The sequence below is a fragment of the Persicitalea jodogahamensis genome, from assembly GCF_014651615.1.
In the GTDB taxonomy this organism is placed as follows: domain Bacteria; phylum Bacteroidota; class Bacteroidia; order Cytophagales; family Spirosomataceae; genus Persicitalea; species Persicitalea jodogahamensis.
Map to the genome: position 1 here is coordinate 660,571 of NZ_BMXF01000002.1, position 21,696 is coordinate 682,266.

Annotated in this window: 22 protein-coding genes; 9 read left to right on the forward strand and 13 right to left on the reverse strand. The window is 51.2% G+C overall.

Annotation, left to right across the window (positions count from 1 at the left end):
- Positions 1 to 38: 38 nt before the first annotated feature.
- On the reverse strand, positions 39 to 548 hold the full coding sequence (locus IE117_RS12935) for a GNAT family N-acetyltransferase (protein WP_189564854.1): 510 nt from the start codon (positions 546 to 548) through the stop codon (positions 39 to 41).
- Positions 549 to 678: 130 nt separating this feature from the next.
- Here IE117_RS12935 and IE117_RS12940 point away from each other — a divergent pair, with 130 nt between their 5' ends.
- From IE117_RS12940 to IE117_RS12960, 5 genes are all read left to right on the forward strand, one after another.
- A complete protein-coding gene (locus IE117_RS12940; protein ID WP_189564856.1) occupies positions 679 to 1,431 on the forward strand; it encodes a response regulator transcription factor in 753 nt (250 codons plus the stop codon).
- A gap of 3 nt (positions 1,432 to 1,434) precedes the next feature.
- Positions 1,435 to 2,799, forward strand: coding sequence for a sensor histidine kinase (locus tag IE117_RS12945; protein ID WP_189564858.1), 1,365 nt, complete (start codon positions 1,435 to 1,437; stop codon positions 2,797 to 2,799).
- Positions 2,800 to 2,947: 148 nt separating this feature from the next.
- Positions 2,948 to 3,436, forward strand: coding sequence for a putative universal stress family protein (locus IE117_RS12950; protein ID WP_189564860.1), 489 nt, complete (start codon positions 2,948 to 2,950; stop codon positions 3,434 to 3,436).
- Positions 3,429 to 3,917 (forward strand): hypothetical protein, encoded by a 489-nt coding sequence (locus IE117_RS12955; RefSeq protein ID WP_189564862.1) that lies wholly within the window; start codon positions 3,429 to 3,431, stop codon positions 3,915 to 3,917. The genes IE117_RS12950 and IE117_RS12955 overlap by 8 nt, the downstream gene beginning before the upstream one ends.
- 3 nt (positions 3,918 to 3,920) lie before the next feature.
- Positions 3,921 to 4,727, forward strand: coding sequence for a YoaK family protein (locus IE117_RS12960; RefSeq protein ID WP_189564863.1), 807 nt, complete (start codon positions 3,921 to 3,923; stop codon positions 4,725 to 4,727).
- 79 nt (positions 4,728 to 4,806) lie between these two features.
- Here the strand turns inward: IE117_RS12960 and IE117_RS12965 are convergent, their stop codons facing one another.
- Positions 4,807 to 6,399, reverse strand: coding sequence for an arylsulfatase (locus tag IE117_RS12965; protein WP_189564865.1), 1,593 nt, complete (start codon positions 6,397 to 6,399; stop codon positions 4,807 to 4,809).
- Between the two features lie 211 nt (positions 6,400 to 6,610).
- Here IE117_RS12965 and IE117_RS12970 point away from each other — a divergent pair, with 211 nt between their 5' ends.
- The 3 genes from IE117_RS12970 (at position 6,611) to IE117_RS12980 (ending at position 9,328) form a co-directional block, all read left to right on the forward strand.
- Positions 6,611 to 6,874 carry a hypothetical protein gene (locus IE117_RS12970; protein WP_189564866.1) on the forward strand — a complete coding sequence of 88 codons (264 nt, stop codon included), beginning with the start codon at positions 6,611 to 6,613 and terminating at the stop codon, positions 6,872 to 6,874.
- Between the two features lie 90 nt (positions 6,875 to 6,964).
- The gene (locus tag IE117_RS12975; protein WP_229580830.1) at positions 6,965 to 8,539 is read left to right on the forward strand and encodes a helicase HerA-like domain-containing protein; all 1,575 of its coding nucleotides are present in this window, start codon (positions 6,965 to 6,967) and stop codon (positions 8,537 to 8,539) included.
- Between the two features lie 132 nt (positions 8,540 to 8,671).
- Positions 8,672 to 9,328: a DUF433 domain-containing protein gene (locus IE117_RS12980; RefSeq protein WP_189564867.1), complete on the forward strand. Its 657-nt coding sequence runs from the start codon at positions 8,672 to 8,674 to the stop codon at positions 9,326 to 9,328.
- Positions 9,329 to 9,345: 17 nt separating this feature from the next.
- On the opposite strand, the gene IE117_RS12985 is transcribed toward IE117_RS12980, so the two are convergent.
- The 8 genes from IE117_RS12985 to IE117_RS13020 form a co-directional block, all read right to left on the reverse strand.
- On the reverse strand, positions 9,346 to 9,513 hold the full coding sequence (locus tag IE117_RS12985) for a hypothetical protein (RefSeq protein WP_189564868.1): 168 nt from the start codon (positions 9,511 to 9,513) through the stop codon (positions 9,346 to 9,348).
- Between the two features lie 25 nt (positions 9,514 to 9,538).
- Complete coding sequence (locus IE117_RS12990) at positions 9,539 to 9,943, reverse strand: glycoside hydrolase family 20 protein (RefSeq protein WP_189564869.1); 405 nt, start codon at positions 9,941 to 9,943, stop codon at positions 9,539 to 9,541.
- A gap of 3 nt (positions 9,944 to 9,946) precedes the next feature.
- Complete coding sequence (locus IE117_RS12995) at positions 9,947 to 10,183, reverse strand: hypothetical protein (RefSeq protein WP_189564870.1); 237 nt, start codon at positions 10,181 to 10,183, stop codon at positions 9,947 to 9,949.
- Positions 10,150 to 10,476, reverse strand: a complete 327-nt coding sequence (locus IE117_RS13000; protein ID WP_189564871.1) for a hypothetical protein — start codon at positions 10,474 to 10,476, stop codon at positions 10,150 to 10,152. The genes IE117_RS12995 and IE117_RS13000 overlap by 34 nt, the downstream gene beginning before the upstream one ends.
- 98 nt (positions 10,477 to 10,574) lie before the next feature.
- Positions 10,575 to 11,390 carry a hypothetical protein gene (locus IE117_RS13005; RefSeq protein ID WP_189564872.1) on the reverse strand — a complete coding sequence of 272 codons (816 nt, stop codon included), beginning with the start codon at positions 11,388 to 11,390 and terminating at the stop codon, positions 10,575 to 10,577.
- The gene (locus tag IE117_RS13010) at positions 11,387 to 12,043 is read right to left on the reverse strand and encodes a hypothetical protein (RefSeq protein ID WP_189564874.1); all 657 of its coding nucleotides are present in this window, start codon (positions 12,041 to 12,043) and stop codon (positions 11,387 to 11,389) included. The genes IE117_RS13005 and IE117_RS13010 overlap by 4 nt, the downstream gene beginning before the upstream one ends.
- Before the next feature lie 23 nt (positions 12,044 to 12,066).
- Positions 12,067 to 13,080, reverse strand: coding sequence for a hypothetical protein (locus IE117_RS13015; protein ID WP_189564875.1), 1,014 nt, complete (start codon positions 13,078 to 13,080; stop codon positions 12,067 to 12,069).
- A gap of 436 nt (positions 13,081 to 13,516) precedes the next feature.
- A complete protein-coding gene (locus IE117_RS13020; RefSeq protein ID WP_189564876.1) occupies positions 13,517 to 13,891 on the reverse strand; it encodes a Crp/Fnr family transcriptional regulator in 375 nt (124 codons plus the stop codon).
- A 94-nt stretch (positions 13,892 to 13,985) separates the two neighbouring features.
- Between IE117_RS13020 and IE117_RS13025 the strand changes: the two genes are divergently transcribed.
- Positions 13,986 to 15,635 carry a glucoamylase family protein gene (locus IE117_RS13025; RefSeq protein WP_189564877.1) on the forward strand — a complete coding sequence of 550 codons (1,650 nt, stop codon included), beginning with the start codon at positions 13,986 to 13,988 and terminating at the stop codon, positions 15,633 to 15,635.
- A gap of 43 nt (positions 15,636 to 15,678) precedes the next feature.
- Here the strand turns inward: IE117_RS13025 and IE117_RS13030 are convergent, their stop codons facing one another.
- From IE117_RS13030 to IE117_RS13040, 3 genes are read right to left on the reverse strand one after another with little or no spacing between them, the layout of a single operon-like run.
- A complete protein-coding gene (locus tag IE117_RS13030; protein ID WP_189564878.1) occupies positions 15,679 to 16,632 on the reverse strand; it encodes a sugar phosphate isomerase/epimerase family protein in 954 nt (317 codons plus the stop codon).
- A 36-nt stretch (positions 16,633 to 16,668) separates the two neighbouring features.
- Positions 16,669 to 18,192 carry a RagB/SusD family nutrient uptake outer membrane protein gene (locus IE117_RS13035; protein WP_189564879.1) on the reverse strand — a complete coding sequence of 508 codons (1,524 nt, stop codon included), beginning with the start codon at positions 18,190 to 18,192 and terminating at the stop codon, positions 16,669 to 16,671.
- Between the two features lie 32 nt (positions 18,193 to 18,224).
- Positions 18,225 to 21,572 carry a TonB-dependent receptor gene (locus IE117_RS13040; RefSeq protein ID WP_189564880.1) on the reverse strand — a complete coding sequence of 1,116 codons (3,348 nt, stop codon included), beginning with the start codon at positions 21,570 to 21,572 and terminating at the stop codon, positions 18,225 to 18,227.
- Between the last annotated feature and the right edge of the window lie 124 nt (positions 21,573 to 21,696).

The window sequence follows — 21,696 nt, forward strand, 5'->3', positions numbered from 1 at the left end:
GTGGAAAAAATTAATTCATCACCGTGTGGGCAGCCCGGTCACAACTTATCTAACTCCCAACGCCAGACCAGCCCATCGTCGGGGTCATTGTAGTCGCCCACGCGGACGAAGCCGATCTTCTGCAAAAGCCTGGTCGAGTAGTTTTCATCAGGCATGGTGTGGGCGATGACTTTTTTTACTTCAGCGTGGCTGAAAGCATGGGTCACCAATCCTTGCGCGGCCTCGGTGGCAATACCCATGTTCTGATGAGCGGGCCGAATCTCGTAGCCAATCTCTACGCGTCCTTCGGCATCAGGTTCGCCTTTATAGCCGCAGGAGCCCACCAGCATGTTATCGGGCCTGTACACGATCAGGTGCACCCACCAATCGCGCAACGGCGGGTGGGCTTTCCACCGCAGATAAGCCGGCGCAAAAGTATCGCGGTATTGCGACCACTTTTTTGGTACGTTGGCCCCTATGGCCTGAGAGAGTACGCCCCCGCCCATTTTCATGGCGTCAAACAGTGTATCGTCGCAGGGTAATATCTTTAGGCGTGGAGTTTCAATCATTCTTTGGCATTATTTGGTTTAACATTATAAATAACACAGATAGGCCTCTGATCTCCGCTTAAAAAATCAAATGTATTTTTGTACAGGCTGTTATCTGTCATACACCGCAACACAGAACCATATCAAAATTATGCTGGAAAAAAATACGTACGACCTTCATCATAAAGAAGCAGATCATAAAAAGAAAATACTGCTCATAGAAGACGACGACCGTGTCTGTTCTTTCATAAACAAAGGCCTGAGCGAAGAAGGGTTTGAGGTAAGTGTGGCAATGGACGGCAGTACCGGCTTCCAGATGTCAACTACCGCATCGTATAATCTGATCATTATGGATATCATGTTGCCCAACATCGGCGGGCTTGATCTTTGCAAAATGATCCGGAATCATGACTGCGAAGTACCCATATTGCTGCTGTCGGCCTTGGGCAGTACCGAAAATGTTGTGGTGGGCCTCAATACCGGAGCAGACGATTACCTGACCAAGCCGTTTAAGTTCATCGAATTGCTGGCCCGCATCAGGGCGTTGCTGCGTCGGAAGGACCCGGCAAAGTCGGAACAACCACACGATAAGAATCTACAGTTCGGCGATTTGATCCTGAACGACTACACCAAAGAAGTCGCCCGCGATGGACAGGAAATTGCCCTGACCTCGACTGAGTACCGTCTGCTGCACTTTTTCATGAACCACCCCCGGCGGGTATTGTCGAGGGTGGAAATTCTTGATGAAGTGTGGGGAGTCAACTTTGACATGAACACCAACGTGGTGGATGTTTATGTCAATTACCTGCGCAAAAAACTGGAAAAATCGAAGGCATCACGGCTCATTCATACGGTGATAGGAATGGGATACGTACTTAAGGAAAATCATGAAAACGGGATGTGATCCATGAAGATAAAGACCAAAATCATTCTGCTGATCAGCATTATCTCTCTGCTATTCGTGGTTCTGTATAGTGGGTTTATTTACTATGCCTCGGCAAACTACTCCTTTGAAGATTTTTATAAAAGACTAGAGATAAGGGCGGTTACGACCGCAAAAATCCAGCTGGAAAATGGCCAGGATCTGAATGCCATCAAAGAGGTGAAACAAGAGTATCTGGAAATCCTGCCCGAGGAAAAAATATATATTCTGCCGGTGCCATCGGAGGATTCGCTACAGGCTGAGGCAATCCGATTGAATATCCCAATCAGTGCACTTATTGAAATTAAGGAGCAAAAGGCGGCTTCTTTCAGGCAGCAAAACATCTTTTACTCCGGCATCCGGTACACGGCCGGCGCCACGGATTATATCGTGATCGTGTCGGCGGAAAACTACTACTACACCCATCATATCGCCTACTTGCGCAACCTCCTTGTTTCACTGCTGGTTTTTGCGGTAGTGCTGGTGATCATAATCTCGTTCTGGTTTTCCAAAAAACTTATCCAACCGTTGCAGGATATCACTACCAAAATGGAGGATATCAGTTCGGAAAACCTGCAGATGAGATTGCCCCTCTCCCGCAACGATGACGAACTGAGTACGCTATCCAACACATTTAACGGCATGCTCGACCGTCTGGAAGCAGCCTTTGAATCCCAGAAAAACTTTGTCAGCAATGCTTCACACGAACTCAATACGCCTCTGACATCCATTATCGGTGAGGCTGACGTAATTCTATCGAAGTCACGCACCGCCCAGGAATACAGGGAGGCTATGGTAGTTATTCTGGATGCTGCCGAGAAGTTGAGCAAAAAAACGAAAGCGTTGCTTTTTCTGGCTCAGACTGGCTACAACGGTAAGGTGGTAAAGTTTGACAAAGTCAGGATCGATCAACTGATCTGGGATGTGAAGGGAACGGTCGATAAGATTTATCCTGGCAATAAAGTTATCCTGGATTACAGCCTGTTACCGGAGAATCCCGAAAACCTTCAGATGCTGGGGAACGAGCAATTGCTTCACCTGGCGCTTTCCAACGTAATCATGAACGCGTGCAAGTATTCAAACGACGACATTGTGCAGGTGTCACTGGGGGCATCGGTATCTCAGATTATTATCGTGGTGAAAGACAGGGGGATTGGCATTCCGGATACTGAAATCAAATACATCTACGATCCATACTTCCGGGCGAGTAATACCAACGCCTTCGAGGGCTATGGCATCGGCCTGCCCCTGAGCCGAAACGTGGTCAAAATGCACCGTGGGGAACTGCTGGTGACCTCGGTACTCAACGAAGGCGTGACAGTCGAGATAAGGCTTCCCATTAATAATTAGCCGGTTTCTCACTGTTCTAATTTGTTTCTAATCTTCCTCTTAGCGGATTCTAATACGGCTCTTAGAACATTCTAATTCTGCTCTTAGGCGGCTCTAATGTACCGGCGGTAGCTTTGTCATAAAGAAATTTAAACTGATAAAGCAACCTATGAAAACGATTCTTATTCCGACTGATTTTACGATTGAGTCTCTCAACACATTGAAGGAAGCGATCAAGCTTCAAAGCGAAAAGGTCAACGTCGTCCTCGTCTATTTTGCAGGTACCCCCGACTCGATAACGGAGATGCTTTTTTTCTCAAAAGAAAATTACCTCTCTTCATTTCAGAGTGAACGGTTTCAGGAAGCGTGCCAGATTCTGCTCAATACCTATGCCTCCAAGGTCAACTCGTTTCGGATTGAGCTATTCAGCGGGTTTTGGCAGCGTGTGTTCACTAGTTTTTTGGAAATCAATGAGGTTGATGAGGTTTTTATTCCTAAAAACTATTCGATGAAGCTGAAAAATCCGCGCAGTTTTGATCCGCTTCCCTATTTCAGGAAATGCGCACTTCCGAAGAGGAGTATTCCATGGGATTCAAATGTGAATGTGCCCGAAAAAGACCGGGTTGCTGAACTCTTCTTACAGATATCCCATGCTTAAAGTCCGAAAAAAAACTCATCCGGGCTTCGCCTATGGAGGCTTTCTGGCAGGATTCCTATGCCTGTTCCTGGTTCTTATGACCAATGCTTCCAGCCCTGACCGTCTGATTCTGGGCAGGTGGGAAGAGGTAGACTGGCAATACGAAAAAGTAAATGCCCACTCGAATGGACAGACCCTGCCGGGTCAGGTAATCGAGGATGATGCGCGCCAGAGGATTGCCAGCGGGCTGATTATCCACAAAGCCGAAAAATGGCAATTCCTGCCGGACGGGACGTTGCGACTTTCGGATGGGTCTGCCATAAAAAACGCGGTACGGTGGTCGCTCAAGGGCCGGGGGCATGTACTGATGATGCAGTACGATCAAGCGCTGGAAGAGAGCTATACCATTGCTAAACTTACGGAAAGTGAAATGGTACTTCACTTCCATACTGATATCGAAGTGCGGGGAATCGCCAAAATTACGTTCAAAAAAATAAGATGATGTATGCTTAGGAAATTCAGCAACAGCCGAAGTCTGAAAGACAATATCCGGTTGGGAGTGCTCACCGCTTTTTCTGCAGGAATGGTCAACGTCGTCACGTTGATCATCTTCTTTGCTTTCGCCTCTAACGTCACGGGGCATTACGCCATCCTGGCCGAAGAAATTTCCAAGGGTGAGTGGTACCAGGTGGCAGTAGTGATGAGTTGGATACTGCTCTTTTTGATTGGCAGTTTTATTTCCAATTTTATCATAATCAACCTTAATCGCAGGAATGCCTACGTTGCGCACGCGCTGCCTCTGCTGCTGGAAATAGCCTGCCTGCTTACAGTGGGGATATACGGTGAGTACTCGTACCAGGGCACGCTTACCGAAACGGAAATTCTGGTGGCGTTTATGCTGTTTGCTATGGGGCTGCAGAATGGACTTACCGCTAGTATCTCCAACTTTTCGGTCAAGACCACGCACCTTACCGGCCTTACCACCGATCTGGGAATTCTCTTTTCAATGTTCACGCAGAGACAATACCGCACCAACGCCGTGCTGGTAGGAAAAGCCAAACTTCTGGTGGCCATTGCCGTATCGTACCTGACGGGAGGAGTTGTCGCCGGGCTGCTCTACAAACAGCTGGAATTCAAAGTGTATTATGTTGTCTCGCTGGTGATAGTGGTCGTTATTCTGTATGACTATTCAAAGTTACGGCTCTTGAGGCTTTTTGGCCGGCGCCATCGCAATCCCCTAAAACAAACTACCCAGCCTCTGGCCTCACCCGAGCACGAGCTGGCAGTACGGGACGTTGGAGAGTTGGTCTGAAAGTACCTGGGTAGTTGAAAGGCCGAATTCCAGAATCGCGTGGTAACCCCACATTTGCCCAGGCACTGTTCAGGGTACTTTACTTGGCACCAACCTTCTTGGCCCAGCCCTCGTACAAGTTCAGCATCTCTTTCATTTTTCCGGGCATGGCTGCCGCCAGGTCATTTAGTTCAGAGCGGTCTTTGGCAATGTTGTACAGCTCCCATTGATCGTCAATTTTTGACGATACCAGCTTCCAGTCACCCTGCCGTACCGCACGACAGCCAAAATGCTCCCAGGCAATAAAATCGTGCGGCTGCCGTGTTTTGTCTTTCAGAATAGGTACCAGGCTTTTGCCCTCTACCGGCTTGACTTTCCGCCCGTCGAAGGTAGCCGGATGCTGGACTCCGGCCACTTCCAGGCAGGTGGGCATGAGGTCCATGATGTGCCCTACCTGGTCGGTTTGAAAACCTTTCTTGACCAACTTGGGATAATGTACGATCAGAGGCGTGGAGATGCCGCCTTCGTGGGTGTACTGCTTGTAAAGCCTGAAAGGCGTATTGCCAAGGTTGGCCCATTCCATGCCATAGGCGTCGTACGACCATTTCTGGCCCGTCGGCGTTACGAGCGAACGCTTGTAAGCTTCTTCCTCGAGGTCGCGTTTGGCGCGGCCCGTCAGCACTTCGGCACAAGCACCGTTGTCTGACAAGAACATAATCAACGTGTTGTCCAGTTGTCCGGTCGCTTTCAGCTTTTCCACGATGCGACCGACACCCGCATCCAGTCGGGTAATCATTCCCGCGTAGGCCGCCATTTTCAGGTCCCAGTCGTCTTTGTTGGGCGCGTCTTCCCAGGCCGGAATTCGGTCGTCGCGGTCAGAAAGTAATGCGCTTTTGGGCAGCAGCCCCATTTTCTGCTGCCGCGCGTAGCGGTCTTTCCGTAGTTGATCCCAACCTTTCAGGTACTTGCCCCGGTACTTCGCGATTTCTTCGTCGGGCGCATGGATGGGCCAGTGTGGGGCGGTATAGGCCACATACATGAAAAACGGGTCTTTGCTGTCTGGGCGGGTAGCATCGTCGATGTAGCGCACGGCATAATCGGATATGGCGTCGGTCATGTAAAAATTTTCCGGAATCTCGTAGGGTTCATTGTCTTCCAGAATCAGACGGCCCGGTAGCAGCCGGTAATAGCTGTTGGCTCCGCTGATGAGGCCAAAGTACTTGTCGAAGCCCCGTTGCAGTGGCCAATCGGGACGCTCCTCGCCCACATGCCACTTGCCCGACATGTAAGTACGGTAGCCGGCCGACTTCAGTACTTCGGCCACTGTGACGGTCTCGCGGCTCAGCCAACCCTGGTAGGGGGTTTCGCCACTATGGTCGGGCTTCGTGGTGACCATGCCGCCCATGCCCGCCTGCTGCGGATAAACACCCGTGAGTAGCGACGCGCGACTGGGGCAACAGCGGGCGGCGTTGTAAAACTGCGTGAATTTTACCCCACCGGCGGCAAGCTTGTCCAGGTTGGGCGTACTTATCTCGGAGCCATAGCAACCGATGTCACTGTATCCCATGTCGTCTACCATAATCAGAACGATATTGGGCGGTCCGGCCTCCCGGCGGGCCGCAGAGGGTTTCTGGGCGAAGGCGCTCGAAGAAGCGCCCAGCAGCATCACGAATATCAATAGTTGTTTTTTCATGTACGGGGTATTGTTTTTTTAGAAAGCCACTGCAAAAGGTGATTCTACTGAATTCAGTGTGCTGGCAAGAGTATGCAAAAGGCGTAGTCGGAAGATTTGCCACAAAATGAAGGCAACAGATTCCCCATAATCCATTAAAAGACCGGCCGATAAGGCGTGGTATTCAATTTTAGAGGGTACTATTTTTTTCAAAAAGCTAAACACAACGATCATGAAAATCAAACATTGGGCTGGCCTTGCCCTGCTTTCCGTGCAAGCCGCCATTTTTACAGGCTGCGATTCTACCGCCGACCAAAAGAAGACTCCAAATTCAGAAATGAACGACGTTACCAAAACCGGTGCCGATGAAAGCCGCGCCGCAATGGGCGTAGGAGAGGGCAACCAGGATGAGACGGGTGGCTACCCCGCCAATCAGGGCAATCTGTACCCCGATTCTACCCGGCGCGATACGAACGACATCCGTCGGCCCAGATAGTGCGGATGCGATGCATCGCGCAGGTACCCGCAACGGATTAACGGCGATTTTTCTATTTTTGGGAAAATTCTCACCAAACTTGCCCTTCCCGTGTCGCAAAAAGAAGATTTCGTCGCCGCTATGCAAAAATCCTACTCCACCAGTTTGCCCTCCATTCATTTGGGGTCAGGAATTCTGAACGGAGAAATCGTCACTGATGCACGTGTAGCCATCCCGCTGCGGATGATGAATCGCCACGGCCTCATTGCCGGTGCGACGGGCTCTGGCAAAACACGGACGCTTCAGGTACTTGCTGAGCAATTGTCCGATGCGGGCGTGCCGGTGTTCATGTCCGACATCAAGGGCGACCTTTCCGGCCTGGCGCAACCCGGTACTACCAACGCCCGGCTGGAAGAACGTGCTGCGGCACTGGGCATCCCGTTTGAGCCCAAATCTTTCCCCATCGAGCTTTACTCGCTCAGCGGCAAGCTGGGGGCGCAGATGCGGGCGACTATTCTGGAATTCGGTCCGGCACTTCTCTCTAAAATCCTCGACCTGAACGACACGCAGGAAGGGGTACTTTCCATTTTGTTTAAATACGCCGACGACAAGCAACTGCCGATGGTGGATTTGAATGATTTGAAAAAGGTACTTGCCTATCTCTCGGAAGGCGCAGGTGCGGCTGAAATCAAGGCCGACTACGGGCGCATCACTACCTCTACCGCCGGAACGATTCTTCGCAAAATCGTGGCTCTCGAGCAGCAGGGGGTGGAGAGTATTTTTGGTGAAAAATCATTCGATATCGACGACCTGATTGCCAAAGAAGACGGGCGGGGCGTCATCAGTTTGCTGAATGTTTCTGACGTGCAGGACAAGCCTGCCTTGTTTTCGACTTTCATGCTCAGTCTGCTGGCCGAATTGTACGCCACATTGCCCGAGGCGGGGGATCTAGACAAACCAAAACTAGTTTTCTTTCTGGATGAAGCGCACCTGCTTTTTAAGGACGCTCCCAAGGCATTCATGGAGCAAATCGAGAAAGTCATCCGGCTCATTCGTTCCAAAGGCGTTGGTATCTTTTTCTGCACTCAAATGGCGCAGGACATACCCGACAGCGTACTTTCCCAACTCGGCAACCGGGTGCAACACGTACTTCGGGCCTTTACGCCCAAGGATGCCGAAGGCCTGAAGCAAACCGTTAAGACCTACCCCCGTTCTGATTTTTATCAAATAGACGAAATCCTGACCACGCTTGGTATCGGGCAGGCACTCATTACGGTACTAAATGAAAAGGGCATTCCCACCGAAGTGGCAGCCACGCACCTGGTGCCACCCCGGTCGGTGATGGGGCCGCTTACTACGGCGGATTATGAAACCCACGTTCGTAAGTCCGACCTTTACAGCAAATACAAGGACCCTATTGATCCCGAGAGTGCTTACGAAATCCTGACCCGTCGGATGGAAGAAACAGCTCGGACCGAAGAGAAAGCCGAAGCCGAAAAAGTGGCCGCCAAAGCCGCTCCCAGAGCGAATGCCAGACAGGAGAAAGGAATGTTTGAAGAAGCTCTGTCGTCACCGCTGGCCAAGCAGGTAGGACGCGAGTTGGTCCGGGGAGTGTTTGGGATGCTGTTTGGCAAGAGCGTAAGTACACGATCCCGGAAAAAAAGCGGCGGGTTGTTTGGATTCTGACGAGTATTGCCACTAACTTCCCGAAAGGCCAGCCACCTGCGTTCAAAATCGGTTGGATTTCGTCAGGGCCATAATTTTGCGGGATTGCTTTTGAGTAATCCTTACCTTTGACTATCAAGAAACAATAATCGCGTGAAAGTCACCAAAAGCACCAAAAGGAAAAACACCGCTTACTCTGTTGCGGACATCGCTACGATTCTGGATTTGCCTGAAACACAGGTGAGACAATGGCTGAAAGAGTACAAGAAGGGGCTTTTGGCTGACGAGCAGCCGGAAGAAGAAGTCAGTCTGACCGCCGACTTTCACACGCTGATCGAGTTTTACACTTTCTACCAACTGCGCTCGCAGGGTGTGTGGCCGTCGCGCATCAACAGCGCCCGCGAAATCCTGGCCGGAATGCTGCACACGCAGTACCCCTTTGCCACGGCCAGTATCCTGACCGACGGCAAGAATGTGTTTTATCACGCGGAAGTCGGTGAACTCATCAAGGCTGACCAGACTCTTCAGTTATCAATTCAGCAGGTAGTTGCACCCTTCTGCAAACGTATTGAATTTGGTGACGACTCACTGGCCACGAAACTCTATCCGCAGGGCCGTGAGTCAGCTATTCAGATTGATCCAAACCGCCAGTCGGGCCGCCCCGTGGTGGGTGATACTGAGGTACTTTCGCGGTCGGTTTTCGACTTGTACTTGCAAGGGAATACCGTTACCGACTTAGCCGAACGCTTCAAGCTCTCGACTAAGCAGGTGGAGGATGCAATCGCTTTTCACGAGAAGCAAGTGGCCTAAGCAAGTTGGCTCACCCCTTATTTTTTGTCCTGCTTTTCGATAGTGTCGATCGCCTTCACCATCGCGTGAAAGCTCCTGACCTGGCTTTTTTCGGCGGTTTTCCATGCCTCACTTCGGTATTCAGGCAAAAAATCGTCTATCGAAGACCAGACGGTTTGCATCACGCCCAGGTAATGCTGTTTCATCTCCGGGGTTACGTATTGCCGGGATTCATTCGTGCATGATCTGCACTTGCTTTTCGGCCACCTCGGGCTGATTCCACGGGCAAGCCACCACATCGAATCCTTTTTGGGCGAAATAGTGCATCGTCGGTAGAGGTAGTTTGTAGTGCCAATCGAAAATGACAACCGACTTGGGAATCATGTCGATGGCGCGGGCGGTGTTGTTCATGCTGGCCTCCCACATACCGATGCCGGAGGTATTGCCATCAAGCAACCGATCGCCCCAGATCCACAACCGGACGCCTTTCTCCGCCAAATTATTGCTTATTTTGGTTACCTCCCCGGCAAAAATCACGGCAGGATCCATGCCCTTACAGCGGGGACATTTATCATCGGCCAGGTAAAACACCTCGTCCATCCCGGCATGAAAAGATTTGGCTTCAAAAACTTCCACTATTTAATCGACCATGTCGAACACCACCTTGTGAACATCGGGATGCAGGGGGCAGTAGCTCTTGCAATAGAGTCCGTCCGCATTTGGCCATTCGTATTTTTCCGGCATTTTCACATGAGGAGTTTCGTCAAATTCGGGATAGACCTCGAGCAGCGTCTTTACGTGACTGTCGGCACTTTGGTGTCCCAGCAGATTGACCTGCGGAATCAGCTCGATGCCGTGCTTTCGGCAAACCGCCACCAGTTTTTTGACTTCCGTTTTCGATAGCGGGCTGGATCGCAATTCTGGCTTTCCATGAGGCGACTCGACCGCAACTCGGGCCTAGACTCGTACATATAATGATGGTCGATCTGCAATACCAGGGTATTGATGCCCTTCGGGGCCAGTTCTTTTTCAATAAAACTGATGAAGGCGTCCAAATTAGCCGAAGTGGGGGCGAAGATGCTAAAAGCCTTGACGGGAAAGGCGGGTTGGGCAAACAGATTGGAACTGAGGAAAACCAAGGCTAGGATTATAAAAAGAGTTCTTTTCATACAAAAATTGGGATACCTACGAGAGTAGCTGAATCACTTTGAGCGTACCAAGGTAGGGAGAATGGTCGATGAAAGTCAAGAATGCTGATCTATCCTGACTAAAACCGCAATCCAACCACCACGCCAAAACCTGTATTCCGAACAATTTTCTCTACACGCATTATCGGTACGGGAAGAGGTTTGCCTTGCTGGTCGACCAGTTGAGCTAAGGGAATGGTAGGAAACCGCGTTTTGCTAATATTGAAAAGGAGCGGCGTCCCTTCTATCTCTATAAACAATACCGTCGGGCGCGAAAAGACGGAAGAACTGCTTCCTTCGCCTGCAGTTGTTTGGAATAGTTTTTTGCCTAGCGCATATTCGACACCAATGCTGCTGAACACGTTATAGTCAAACTGAGTGAAGTAGCCGTAATCGTCGCCCCAAAACGCGCTTTTGAAATCCATTAAATAATCCAACCTTTGGCCGAGCCGGAAGTAGCCCACCGTGCGACGCGGGGCGGTGCGGAACTGGAAGGACAACTCAGAGGAAGCGTAATGGAAAAGGTTGTCCTGCACCGTGCGGGGTGGCAAGAGTACTGCGTAGCCTTTGTCTTGCAGGTAGGTTGCCTCCGACTTGAAGCCCTTCTGGCGGTAGCCGACGCCCACCTGCATGGCGACGCGGGAAGTGAGGAGCAAGTCGTACAGAGCCATGACGTTGAGGGTCGCTCTGCCGTAGCCGCCCGCGTAGTTGTCCTTGATGAGTGCGTCGGTGCTGTCCAACACCGCCGGAATGGTGAGGATGTTCTGCTGCCGTTGCCGGCTCGAATACGCCCCCGTTTTGACCGTCCAACTCCCTCGCTGCGCAAACCCGTTGACTGACAGGCCAATCAAAAGAAAAATCAGGCATCCCGCCTTACGAAAATGAGTGTTTTTCATAACAAATTATAGGTAAGGCCGACCGTGAACGTTCGTCCCCGATAACCGGCGTAAGTGTTGGTGTAATTATGGTAATTGGGGAAAATTAGATCTGAGGCATCTATGATAAGCCGAGCCTCGGTGTAAAGTGAAACCTTGCGATTCAGTCGGTACATGAGTTCCAGCCCGCCCTGTCCGCCGAAGGTGTCGGGCGTCGGGAAGCGCGTCCAATCGACCGGAGTGTTGTATTTCACGCCCGACGGTGCAATTAGTTCGCTATAAGCGTGGATTTTCCAGCCGCCGTACAGCCCCGCCCGCAACCCCGCCGTCCATTTTGGATTGCCAACGCGGTAGGTCAGGTAAAGGGGCAGGAGGATGAAACCCGTGTCATCGTATTTCCGGACGGTGTCTATGGTCGGTTTCGCAGGATCGTAGAGTTTCCCCAAAGTGAAATGACGGACATCGCGGTAGGTGACGCCAGCTTGCCAACCCAGGCGTTTGCGGTGCCTACCCACAAAAAAATTCAGCTCGGGGCCAATGCGCCGGGGATTGTAATGATTTAACAGCGAGGCGTCATGGGTGTTGATGCAAGAACCAACTCCGCCGGAAAAACCTGCGTAGTCGATAAATTGGCTGCATCCTTCCTGGGCCGAAAGGAAGGATGCAGCAAGCATTAGAAAGAAACGTTGACGGAGTATTAGCATGGACCTGCGTCAAATGGAATCCAATATTGTGGGCTGGACGGGAAGTAGAAGTTTTTAGTTTTTATACACTTCAATCCTCTAGATCGTGAGTAAACAGTCCAATTCTGTCCAAAAATCTGAGAATTTGGAAAGATCCAGGTGGTACCTGTGTACTGAAGATCGAACTGCTGAGTCGCGTTGGGATCACCAGGCCAAGTTCCTTCATCGTAATTCTGGCAATTTGATCTCCAGTAAATCTCAGCTTGGAAGGTGTTACTTTTAAGACAATTGCTGAATCCACCACCTGGGTGCGTTATAATAGTCCCCTTTATAATAGCTTTAAGGACGAAGTGAATGCCATACTTTTGATAATTCGTGCCAACATCATATATGGCAGTATTAGCTTCTCCAAAGATTACCCAGTCGCCAGTGCATTTACTTGGAATATACCCTATTTGGTCACCCAACGCTTCGGGTAAACCGCCTCCACAAAGGAAATTCAACCTCCCATTTGGTCTAATAGTCAGCGTAGGCGACTCCGTGATCCCCTCGTTCAGCAGCGCAAACACCTCGTCCTCAAAAGAGAAAACGTAAATGTCCTTATCCTTCTGCTCCTTGATGAGCTTCGTATAGAGCTTCTTCTTCTGATCGTTGGCGACAACGCGCACCAACTTATCCTCGAAGTTCAGCTTGATGATCCAGTTGCCGACTTGCATCACGCCGTCTTTGTTCAGCAGCCGAGTTAGTTCTTCGGGCACATTCTTGTCGTTGGCGTCCGTCTTGGCGTTGGGGGACTGAGCGCGGACGCTAGCTAGTGAAACAAAACCAGCGGGAGCCTTCACGGCAAGTTTGGGGTTTACCAGCGCGAAGTCGTAGTCGCTTTCGGTGCGGAAGTGCAGAAAATCCTCGGCTGAGGAAACGTTATCCTGACCTAAATTAGGAGTCAAGTCCTGCGACTGACGGTCGCAGGAAACAGCGGCGAGCAACACGAAGGTTGCGGCGAGGTAATTGATGAAAATCTTTTTCATACTTTTGCGCTTGGTTTGATTGCGAGAAAAACGATTGAATCATTCCAAAGCCGCGTAGAACCTGATGGGGGCCAATCCGAGGGAACTACGTGGCTTTGTTGCTTACAAAGGTTGTACTGGTGACAAAAAAAGTCAACAGTGCCGATACCTTTCTTGGCCTAAATCAAAGGCAAACTTAACCTGGATCAAGAAGTGTAAATGCTTTTTTTCTTAAAAGTCTAAAAATAAGCTGATTACTTTCCGCCTTGATCCCGATATTTTTTTCGCGTCTTTGATAAAGTGGCTGGATCCATGTGGAGGTAGGCCGCAATGAGTTTGTCAGTTAAATTCCGCAACAGGTCAGGGCGTTCTTCCATAAAGAGACAGTAGCGCTCATAGGCATCGAGCATAGTGAGGTTATGCAGCCGGAGTTGGCTGTGTAGTAAGTAATGCAGCGTCACCTTACGGACAAGGATCGCCAGCGATACTTTTGGAGCAGATCGTCGTAATCACCCCTTTTGATGAATACACCCTTTATCGGTGTGCAGGCCGTCAGGTATTCGCGGGAAGGTCGCTGGTAATGGAAGCTTTCTACGGCGGTGGCAAAGTCACCTGCGGCGGCAAACCAGTTGACGAACTGTTTTCCTTTCGTCAGATAGTGGCTCATGGCAATACCCTCGCCGATGAAGTAGGTTTGCTCCTGCACCATGCCGGGAGCGAGTAGATGGGTGCCTGTTGGGTATTCGAAGGGAGTGGTGGCTTTTTCGATAGCTTGCTGGCAAGCCTTTTCCAGTGAACCATAGTGCAGAAGGGTGGGGACGAGTTCTTGCATGGGGAATACATAAATGGTGGATGTCGCTTCGTTTATGAAAGTAACGTTTTTTTTATTGAACATTTACAATAAAATATTGCTACAAACTATTGATATGAAAAGATGCCTGAATGTTGTATGTTTTTTTGCGCTAGTAGTTGCACAGATAGGGTGCAAGAAAGAAAATGCCAATCCCGAAAAACCCGCCGTATTTAGCCTAAACTCCGTAAAGGTCAACGGCGTTAACAACGGATTTAAATACAACAACTTAGGCGCAAGTCCAACTATCACGCTGGCTTTCCCGGCCAAAGTAGATCCCGCATCCGTTCCGGCGGGAGTGCAATGGCGTAGCGCAGCTGGTAGTGAAGTCCCTTATAAAGTTACCTATCAAAATGAAAATCGCGAGCTGACTTTACAGCCTGAGTCGCCGTTGAGTGGCCTCACATTCTACACCTTGCAGCTTTCAACGGACTTGAAATCACAGGCTGGAGGCAACTTTCAGGTGCCGATCACGGTAGAACTACGAACGGGCCTGGACTCGACCAATAAATTTCCCGTCATTTCTGACGACTCGCTGTTGACGCTGGTGCAGCGGAAAACTTTCTCGTATTTTTGGGAGTTCGGTCATCCGGTAAGCGGCCTGGCACGGGAGCGTAATACTTCCGGAGACGTGGTGACCACAGGCGGCAGCGGCTTTGGCATCATGGCGATTCCGGTGGCTGTGAGCCGCAATTTTATCAGCCGAAACCAGGGGCTGGAACGGACTCAGAAGATCGTTTCTTTCCTGACCACCAAGGCCAAACGTTACCACGGTGCCTTTCCGCACTGGCTCAACGGTGCTACGGGCGAGACCGTCCCGTTCAGCGCCCAGGACAATGGGGCTGATCTGGTCGAAACGTCTTTTCTGATGCAGGGCTTGCTGGTGGCGCGACAGTACTTCAACCGTACCGACGCTGCCGAAACGGCACTGCGCAACGACATCAATGCGCTTTGGCAGGATGTGGAATGGGACTGGTTCCGGCAGGGGCAGCAAAATGTTCTTTACTGGCATTGGAGTCCCGACCAGGGCTGGGCGATCAACCAGCCCATTACGGGTTGGAATGAAAGCCTGATCACTTACGTATTGGCGGCGGCATCGCCCACGCACGCAGTTCCCAAAGTGGTGTACGACCAGGGATGGACGCGCAACGGGAATTTCCGGAATGGCAAGCCGTTTTACGGCATCACGCTGCCGCTTGGCCCCGACCTGGGTGGACCGCTCTTCCTGTCACATTATTCGTTTCTTGGCTTGGATCCCAGGAAAATGAAGGATGGCTACGCGGATTATTTTAACCAAAACCGGAGCCATGCGCTCATCAATTACAATTACTGTGTGGAGAATCCGAAGAAATACTACGGCTACAGCAACCGTTGCTGGGGACTGACCGCCAGCGATATACCCGGTGGCTATACGGCCAGCTCACCCACCAACGACCGGGGCGTGATCGCGCCCACCGCTGCCCTGTCGTCGATGCCCTATACGCCCGAAGAATCCATGTGGGCCATGAAGTTTTTTTACTACGTGCTGGGTGACAAGCTATGGGGGGAATACGGCTTCCACGACGCCTTTTCGCTGGATCAGCCGTGGTTTGCCAACTCCTACCTGGCCATCGATCAGGGGCCGATTATCATCATGATCGAAAATCACCGGAGCGGGTTGGTTTGGGACCTGCTGATGAGTGCCCCGGAAGTACAGGGTGGTTTACGTGAACTTGGGTTTAAGTAACTATAAATTACAAGACAGATTTTATCTTGTAATTTATAGTTACTTATGCTTCTTTCCACATTTCTTTTAATCTAGTCAAATCACGGCGCATGGCGTCGAAAACTACCTTTTGATCAACTTTAAGGGTAGTTGCGCCGTGTTCTGCGCCACCGAGCGGGTATTCGTAATGAAGCGAGATGGGAACGTTGAGCTGGTAGTTTTTTAACAGTCCAATGTACGACTTGAAATCTACCATTCCTTCACCGAGGGGCGTGTTTCCGGCCTCCCATTTTCCATTCTTTTCAACCCATGCGAAATCTTTAAACACAATGGTTTTGATGCGGGGCTCCAACAGACGAAGGCTGTTTTTCCACGATAACCCGCCTTCGACGGTAGCGTGACGAATGTCGTACTGTGCCCCCATGTGGCCGGGATCGGTGTCTTCGAGTAGCTGGTAAATCTCCCAGGGCGAGGCGCCTACCCGCAGCCCGGCGTGATTCTGGTAGCAGCCAATCAGGCCCAGTTTTTTGTTCAAATCGCCAAGCGCCTTCATCTGTTTGCTGTGCATTTCCAGCGACTCGGGCATCGTTTTCTCTTTATCGAAATCATACCAGTTCATGCGGTAGTACTTCAAGCCGTGTTTGGCCGCGGTTTCAAGTACCTTCTTGTCGAGCGGGCCGACGCCTTCCACGGCGGTGCAGAAAAGCTGCGGAGGTAGTTTGTGCTTTTTGAGAGCGGCGATGGCCTTTGGCAGGTCTTCCTCAACCCGCTCGGGCAGCACGTGGCCACCGGGGCGAACGGTCAGGTCCACGCCGTCGAAACCAATCTCGGCGGCCATTTCGGCCATTTTATCGTAGTCCAGAAATTGCAGGTGCTTCGAGAAAACGTGGATTTTAGGAACGGGCATGTCAGCGGTATTCCTGCTGAAAGCGGGCAACCCGGCCGCCAGGAAAGGCAGCGTTCCTGCGGCGAAGGTTGTCTTTTGAATGAAGTTGCGTCTTGTGATCTGATTCTGCATATCAATAGGCTTTTAATGCTGCCATTTTTTTAAATATCAATAACCGGGGTTTTGTGGCGCCAAGTTAGGATTAACTTGTAGTTCTATCCTAGGGAGTGGCATAAGATAATCACGATTTGGGTCGAAATTGGTGTGTGGTTCCAGGGAATTAGGGCCCTTAAATACCTGCTCCCCCAGTTTGCGGCGCTTAATGTCGTACCAGCGCTTGTATTCAAATGCCAGTTCAAGACGTCTCTCTTCCAGTACCAGGTTGATAAAGGCATCCTTACTTAGTCCGGTAGCTACGTCCGCAGGAAAGTTGGTCTGCTTTCCGGCGCGGTTCCGGGCGCGGGCGCGGATCTGATTTACATAACCGATGGCTTCGGCGTTGGGGCCTCCGCTGGTTTCGGCCAAGGCCTCGGCCGCAATCAGAAGTACCTCGGCGTAGCGCATGGCGGCATAGTTGTGGTCAGAGTAACGACCTTCCGTATTGGAGTTGCCGGCGTAGCGGGCGTATTTGGCGATATGCGGGCGCTTGGTATTGTCAAACACCGTATACGGCTTCAACACTCCTCCGATCAAAATTGAATCCGTAAAACTGACCTGTTTGCGGTAGTCGCGGGAATCCCAGGTGTTATATACAGCCATGGAAGGTACCGCCACACTCCATCCGCTGCGCGGAGCATCGGCTCCCCGAACGCCGGTCATGGGAGGCATGATGTCGTCATTAGCCCCGCCGCCGCCATTTTGCTGACCGAGGAAATCGATGGCGAAAACATGTTCCTTTAAATTGTTGGGTTCGGGAGCGCGGAATAAATCCTGGAAATCGGCCACCAGGCCGTAACCAAACTTTGCCTCATTATCGATCACGAACTTGGCTTCGGTATAGGCTTTCTGGTAATCGGCCATTGTCAGGTAGACGGAAGCCAGGTAGGAAGCCGCTGTACCTTTGGTCGCCCGGCTTCGCACACTATTAGGCTGGTTGTCGGGGAGCCATTGTTTGCCAAACTGGAAATCAGCAATTATGTTCTGGTAAATAGTAGCTGCCGGAGTTTTGGAAATCTCCTTCACCGAACTGGGATCAGTAATGAAGCGATCGATGTAAGGAACGTCGCCAAATACCTGCACCAAATGGTAGTAGGCAAAAGCCCGGATAAAACGTGCTTCGGCAATCAGCGGATTGATTTCATTCTCGCCCAATTTCAGAGACTCCGCCCCCGAAATAGCCGCATTGGCCGCGCTGATTACCTGATACCAGTAGGGCCAGAATACATTCACCATGTTATTGTTGTCGTCCATGTTGAAGTCGTTGACCTGCTGCCGTTCGGCAGGGGTGCCCCGGTCGCCGATATCGACCATGTCGCTGCGCAGCATGATGGCTGTAACGAATTGGCGGCCATACAGCCGCTCGGAGGCAATCCAGCCATAGGCCCCGAAAATTGCCGTCTGCACATCTGTCGGGGTTTTAAACAGAGACTCCGGGGCCAGAATGCCGACGGGTTTCTCTTCCAAATCCGTACAACTCAGCAATAGCACCCCCAGTATGGAGGCCAAAAAATATTTTGAAAGGTACTTTTTCATTGTATTTGCTCTTTTTCTATTTATCAATTTGATTAAAAACCAATATTCAAGCCCACGGTGTAGGATTTGGCATTGGGATAGCTGCCATAGTCAAGGCCCAGGTTACGGTTGCTGGCAGTGGTACCTTCGGAAGCATAGTTAACTTCGGGATCATAACCTTCGTATTTGGTAAAGGTCAGGATATTCTGGGCGCTGGCGTATAAGCGAAGCTTGGTCATTCCCAGCTTTCGGGTCACGGCAACAGGGAAATTGTAGCCCAATGCCAGATTTTTCAGACGGATATAACTACCATCATAAATCCAGCGCGTCGATACCCGGCGGGTGCGGCCGGCAAAAGCTCGGGGGACGTCGGTATCGGTGTTGGTGGGCGTCCAGCGATCCAGAGCCACCGTAGTAGCATTGTTAATCCCCGACAGCAGGTTGAGCTCCATGAGTGAATAACTCAGAATGTCGTTGCCCTGCGAACCCTGGAAAAAGACGTTCAGATCAAAACCCTTGTAGTTGAACTCGTTGTTGAGCCCCCAAATAAACTTGGGATTGGGGTTGCCAATGATCGAACGATCGTCGCTGTCAAGCTTTCCGTCGGGCTGGCCGGTCACGTTGCCCTGGGCATCCTTACCATTGATGTCCCGGTACTTCTCGCCACCTGCGGCGGTCTCGAAGCCGCCGCCCGGCAGAAAACTATCCCCTTGCTGATATACGCCGTCGTAAGTCCAGCCGAAGAAACTACCCACCGGGTAGCCCTCGCGCAGAACGTGGGTACTGCCCAGTCCTACCATGTGGCCGGGGGAGGCGCTGTATTGCAGGTCGGTTCCTCCGGGCAACGACAGTACTTTATTGCGGTTCATGGAAAAGTTGACATCCGTATTCCATTTCAAATCGTCCACCAGGTTTCGGGAGTTGAGGGTAAATTCAAAACCCTTATTCTCGACCGAACCAATATTCTGCAATTGCGTGGCGTAGCCGGAATACTGGGGCAATTGAACGCTAAACAGCAGGTCGCGGGTAACCATGCGGTAGTAATCCAGCACGAGGTTAATCCGGTTTTTAAAGAGACTGATGTCTGCTCCCAGGTCGAGCTGAGCGGTAGTTTCCCAGGTCAGGTCGTCGTTGGCCACAGTCGTGGGCCGCACGGCATTGACCGGAACGCCGTCGATGACAGAAAATACGTTGGAGAACCGCGCCAGGGTTTGGTAGGGGGCAATGGCCTGGTTGCCCGTCAGACCGTAGCTGACCCGCCACTTCCACTGGCTGATGAGGGCACTGTTCTGCATGAACGGTTCATTGGACATTTTCCAGGCAAACGCTCCCGAAGGAAAGGTCGCGTACTTATTGTTCCGGCTAAAATTGGATGATCCGTCACGACGGATGCTGGCGGTGAACAGGTAGCGGTCCATCAGGGAGTAGTTCACCCGGGAATAGAACGACTTAATTTCCGACTCGGTCAGGCCCGAAGTTGGGCTTTTCCACACGGCAGAGCCATCCAGGTTCCAATAGGAAACGGCGTCGGTAATGAACGATTGCCCGGTTCCGCTCCAGCCCTCGCTCGACGAACTTTGGTAGGAATAACCTCCTACCACGGACAAGTCATGAATGCTACCAAAAGTCTTCGAATACGTCAGGTAGTTTTCATTGAGAAGCTGGGTGTTTTTGGAACCGCTGACCGATCCTTCTCCACCTACGGTGCGTCCCACGTTGAGGGTAGTTGGGGCAAAGTACCCCGACCTTCCGCTGTTGATCGTTGCACCCAGCGTAGTGCGGAATTTCAGACTGTTCAGGATGTCATATTCCGCAAAAAGATTAGCCTGAATTCGGTCGTTTACCGACTCATTTTGCAATTGGGTGGCTACTGCGTAGGGGTTGTCGGTGGGGTCGTTGACGCGCGACACCGTGAAACGCCCCGTTTGAGGATCACGAATCGCCTGGTCTGGTTCGAACTTGAAGGCCGAAGCCACTACGCCCGGCGTAAGACCTCCGGAGCCTTCCTGGGTATAGGCCTGTTGTTTGGAATTTCGCTGCGCAAAAAGGTTAAGTCCGACTTTAAGCTTACTGTTGGCTTTTACTTCCACATTGCTGGTAATGGAGTACCGCTTGAAGCCTGAATTCAGGATGACGCCTTTTTGGTCGTACAACGCACCCGACAAGTAATAGCTGACGGCTTCGCTTCCCCCCGAAATAGAAAGCTGGTGATTTTGAATTCCGCCCGTTCTGAAAATCTGATCCTGCCAGTCGGTGCTGGCCCCCGGCGACACGTAAGTAGGCCGTGCTTCCTTAATATAGTCGACAAATTGGGTCGGATTCAGCAGATCCAGACGATTGATTTCGTTTTGGCTCGAAATGGATGTATTAAGCTCGATCCGCGGTTTGCCTGATTTTCCCCGCTTCGTAGTGATCATAATAACCCCGTTGGCTCCCCGCGATCCGTAAATGGCCGTTGCCGAAGCATCTTTAAGTACTTCCAGCGACTCGATGTCTTCGGGAGGTGGAATGGCACCGCCCACAAAGCCATCCACTACGTAGATGGGGTCGCTGCTGGCGTTAATGGAAGTACCTCCCCGAATCCTGACTTTAAATGAAGCGCCGGGTTCGCCGTTGTTGGCCTGAATCTGCACCCCGGCAGCTCGTCCCTGCAAAGCCTGGACGGCGCCAATGGCCGGATAAGCTGTCATTTCTTCCGCACTTACCGAAGAAACGGAACCCGTAATATCGCTTTTCTTGACGGTGCCATAACCCACCACGACCACTTCGCTCAGGGCTTTAACATCCGCTTCCAGACTGATGTCGATGATTTGACGGTTGCCCACCGTAACTTCCTGGGACAAATACCCCACAAAGCTGAATACCAGCACCGAACCCGGACCGGGGGCGGTCAGGTTGAATTCTCCAGAGGTATTGGTGGTAGTACCCTGGCCGGTTCCCTTCACTACGACGCTCACACCCGGCAGCGGGGCGTTGTTGTCGGCACCGGTAACGGTTCCACGGACTGAAACTTCCAGCGATTGCACACGTTCCGAAAGGGAAGTTACAGTCATGCGACGGGGCGTATTGAGGGTCAGCCTTTTTGATTTTGACAAAAGAATCTGGTCATCTACTACCCGGTACTCTATGTGTAGGGGAGTGAGTAGTTTGTCAAGCACCGAAGACAGCGGTTCTTTCCGCGCACTGACGTCCACCGGCTGAGACAGCCGGATGACATCCCGGCTATACGCAAATTTGACCTGCGTGGTGTTCGCAAGCTGGGAGAGGGCCTCCTTCAGCGTGCTTTTGGACAGGTTGAGGGTGACCCCCCGGTCAAGGAGATCCTGGGCCGGCGCAGTATGGGCGTACGCCATGGCCGACATAAAACTTATACACAACAGCTGACAAAAGGTAATTCTCATGATTGTGAATAAGACTCCACGTTTGGAATACAGATGTTTCTTCATACTTTTAGAATGAATTGGTTAAGGGTTAGAAATAGTTTTTCCGGGCTGCGCTGGCCTGCGAACTGACCCGGGGAACGAC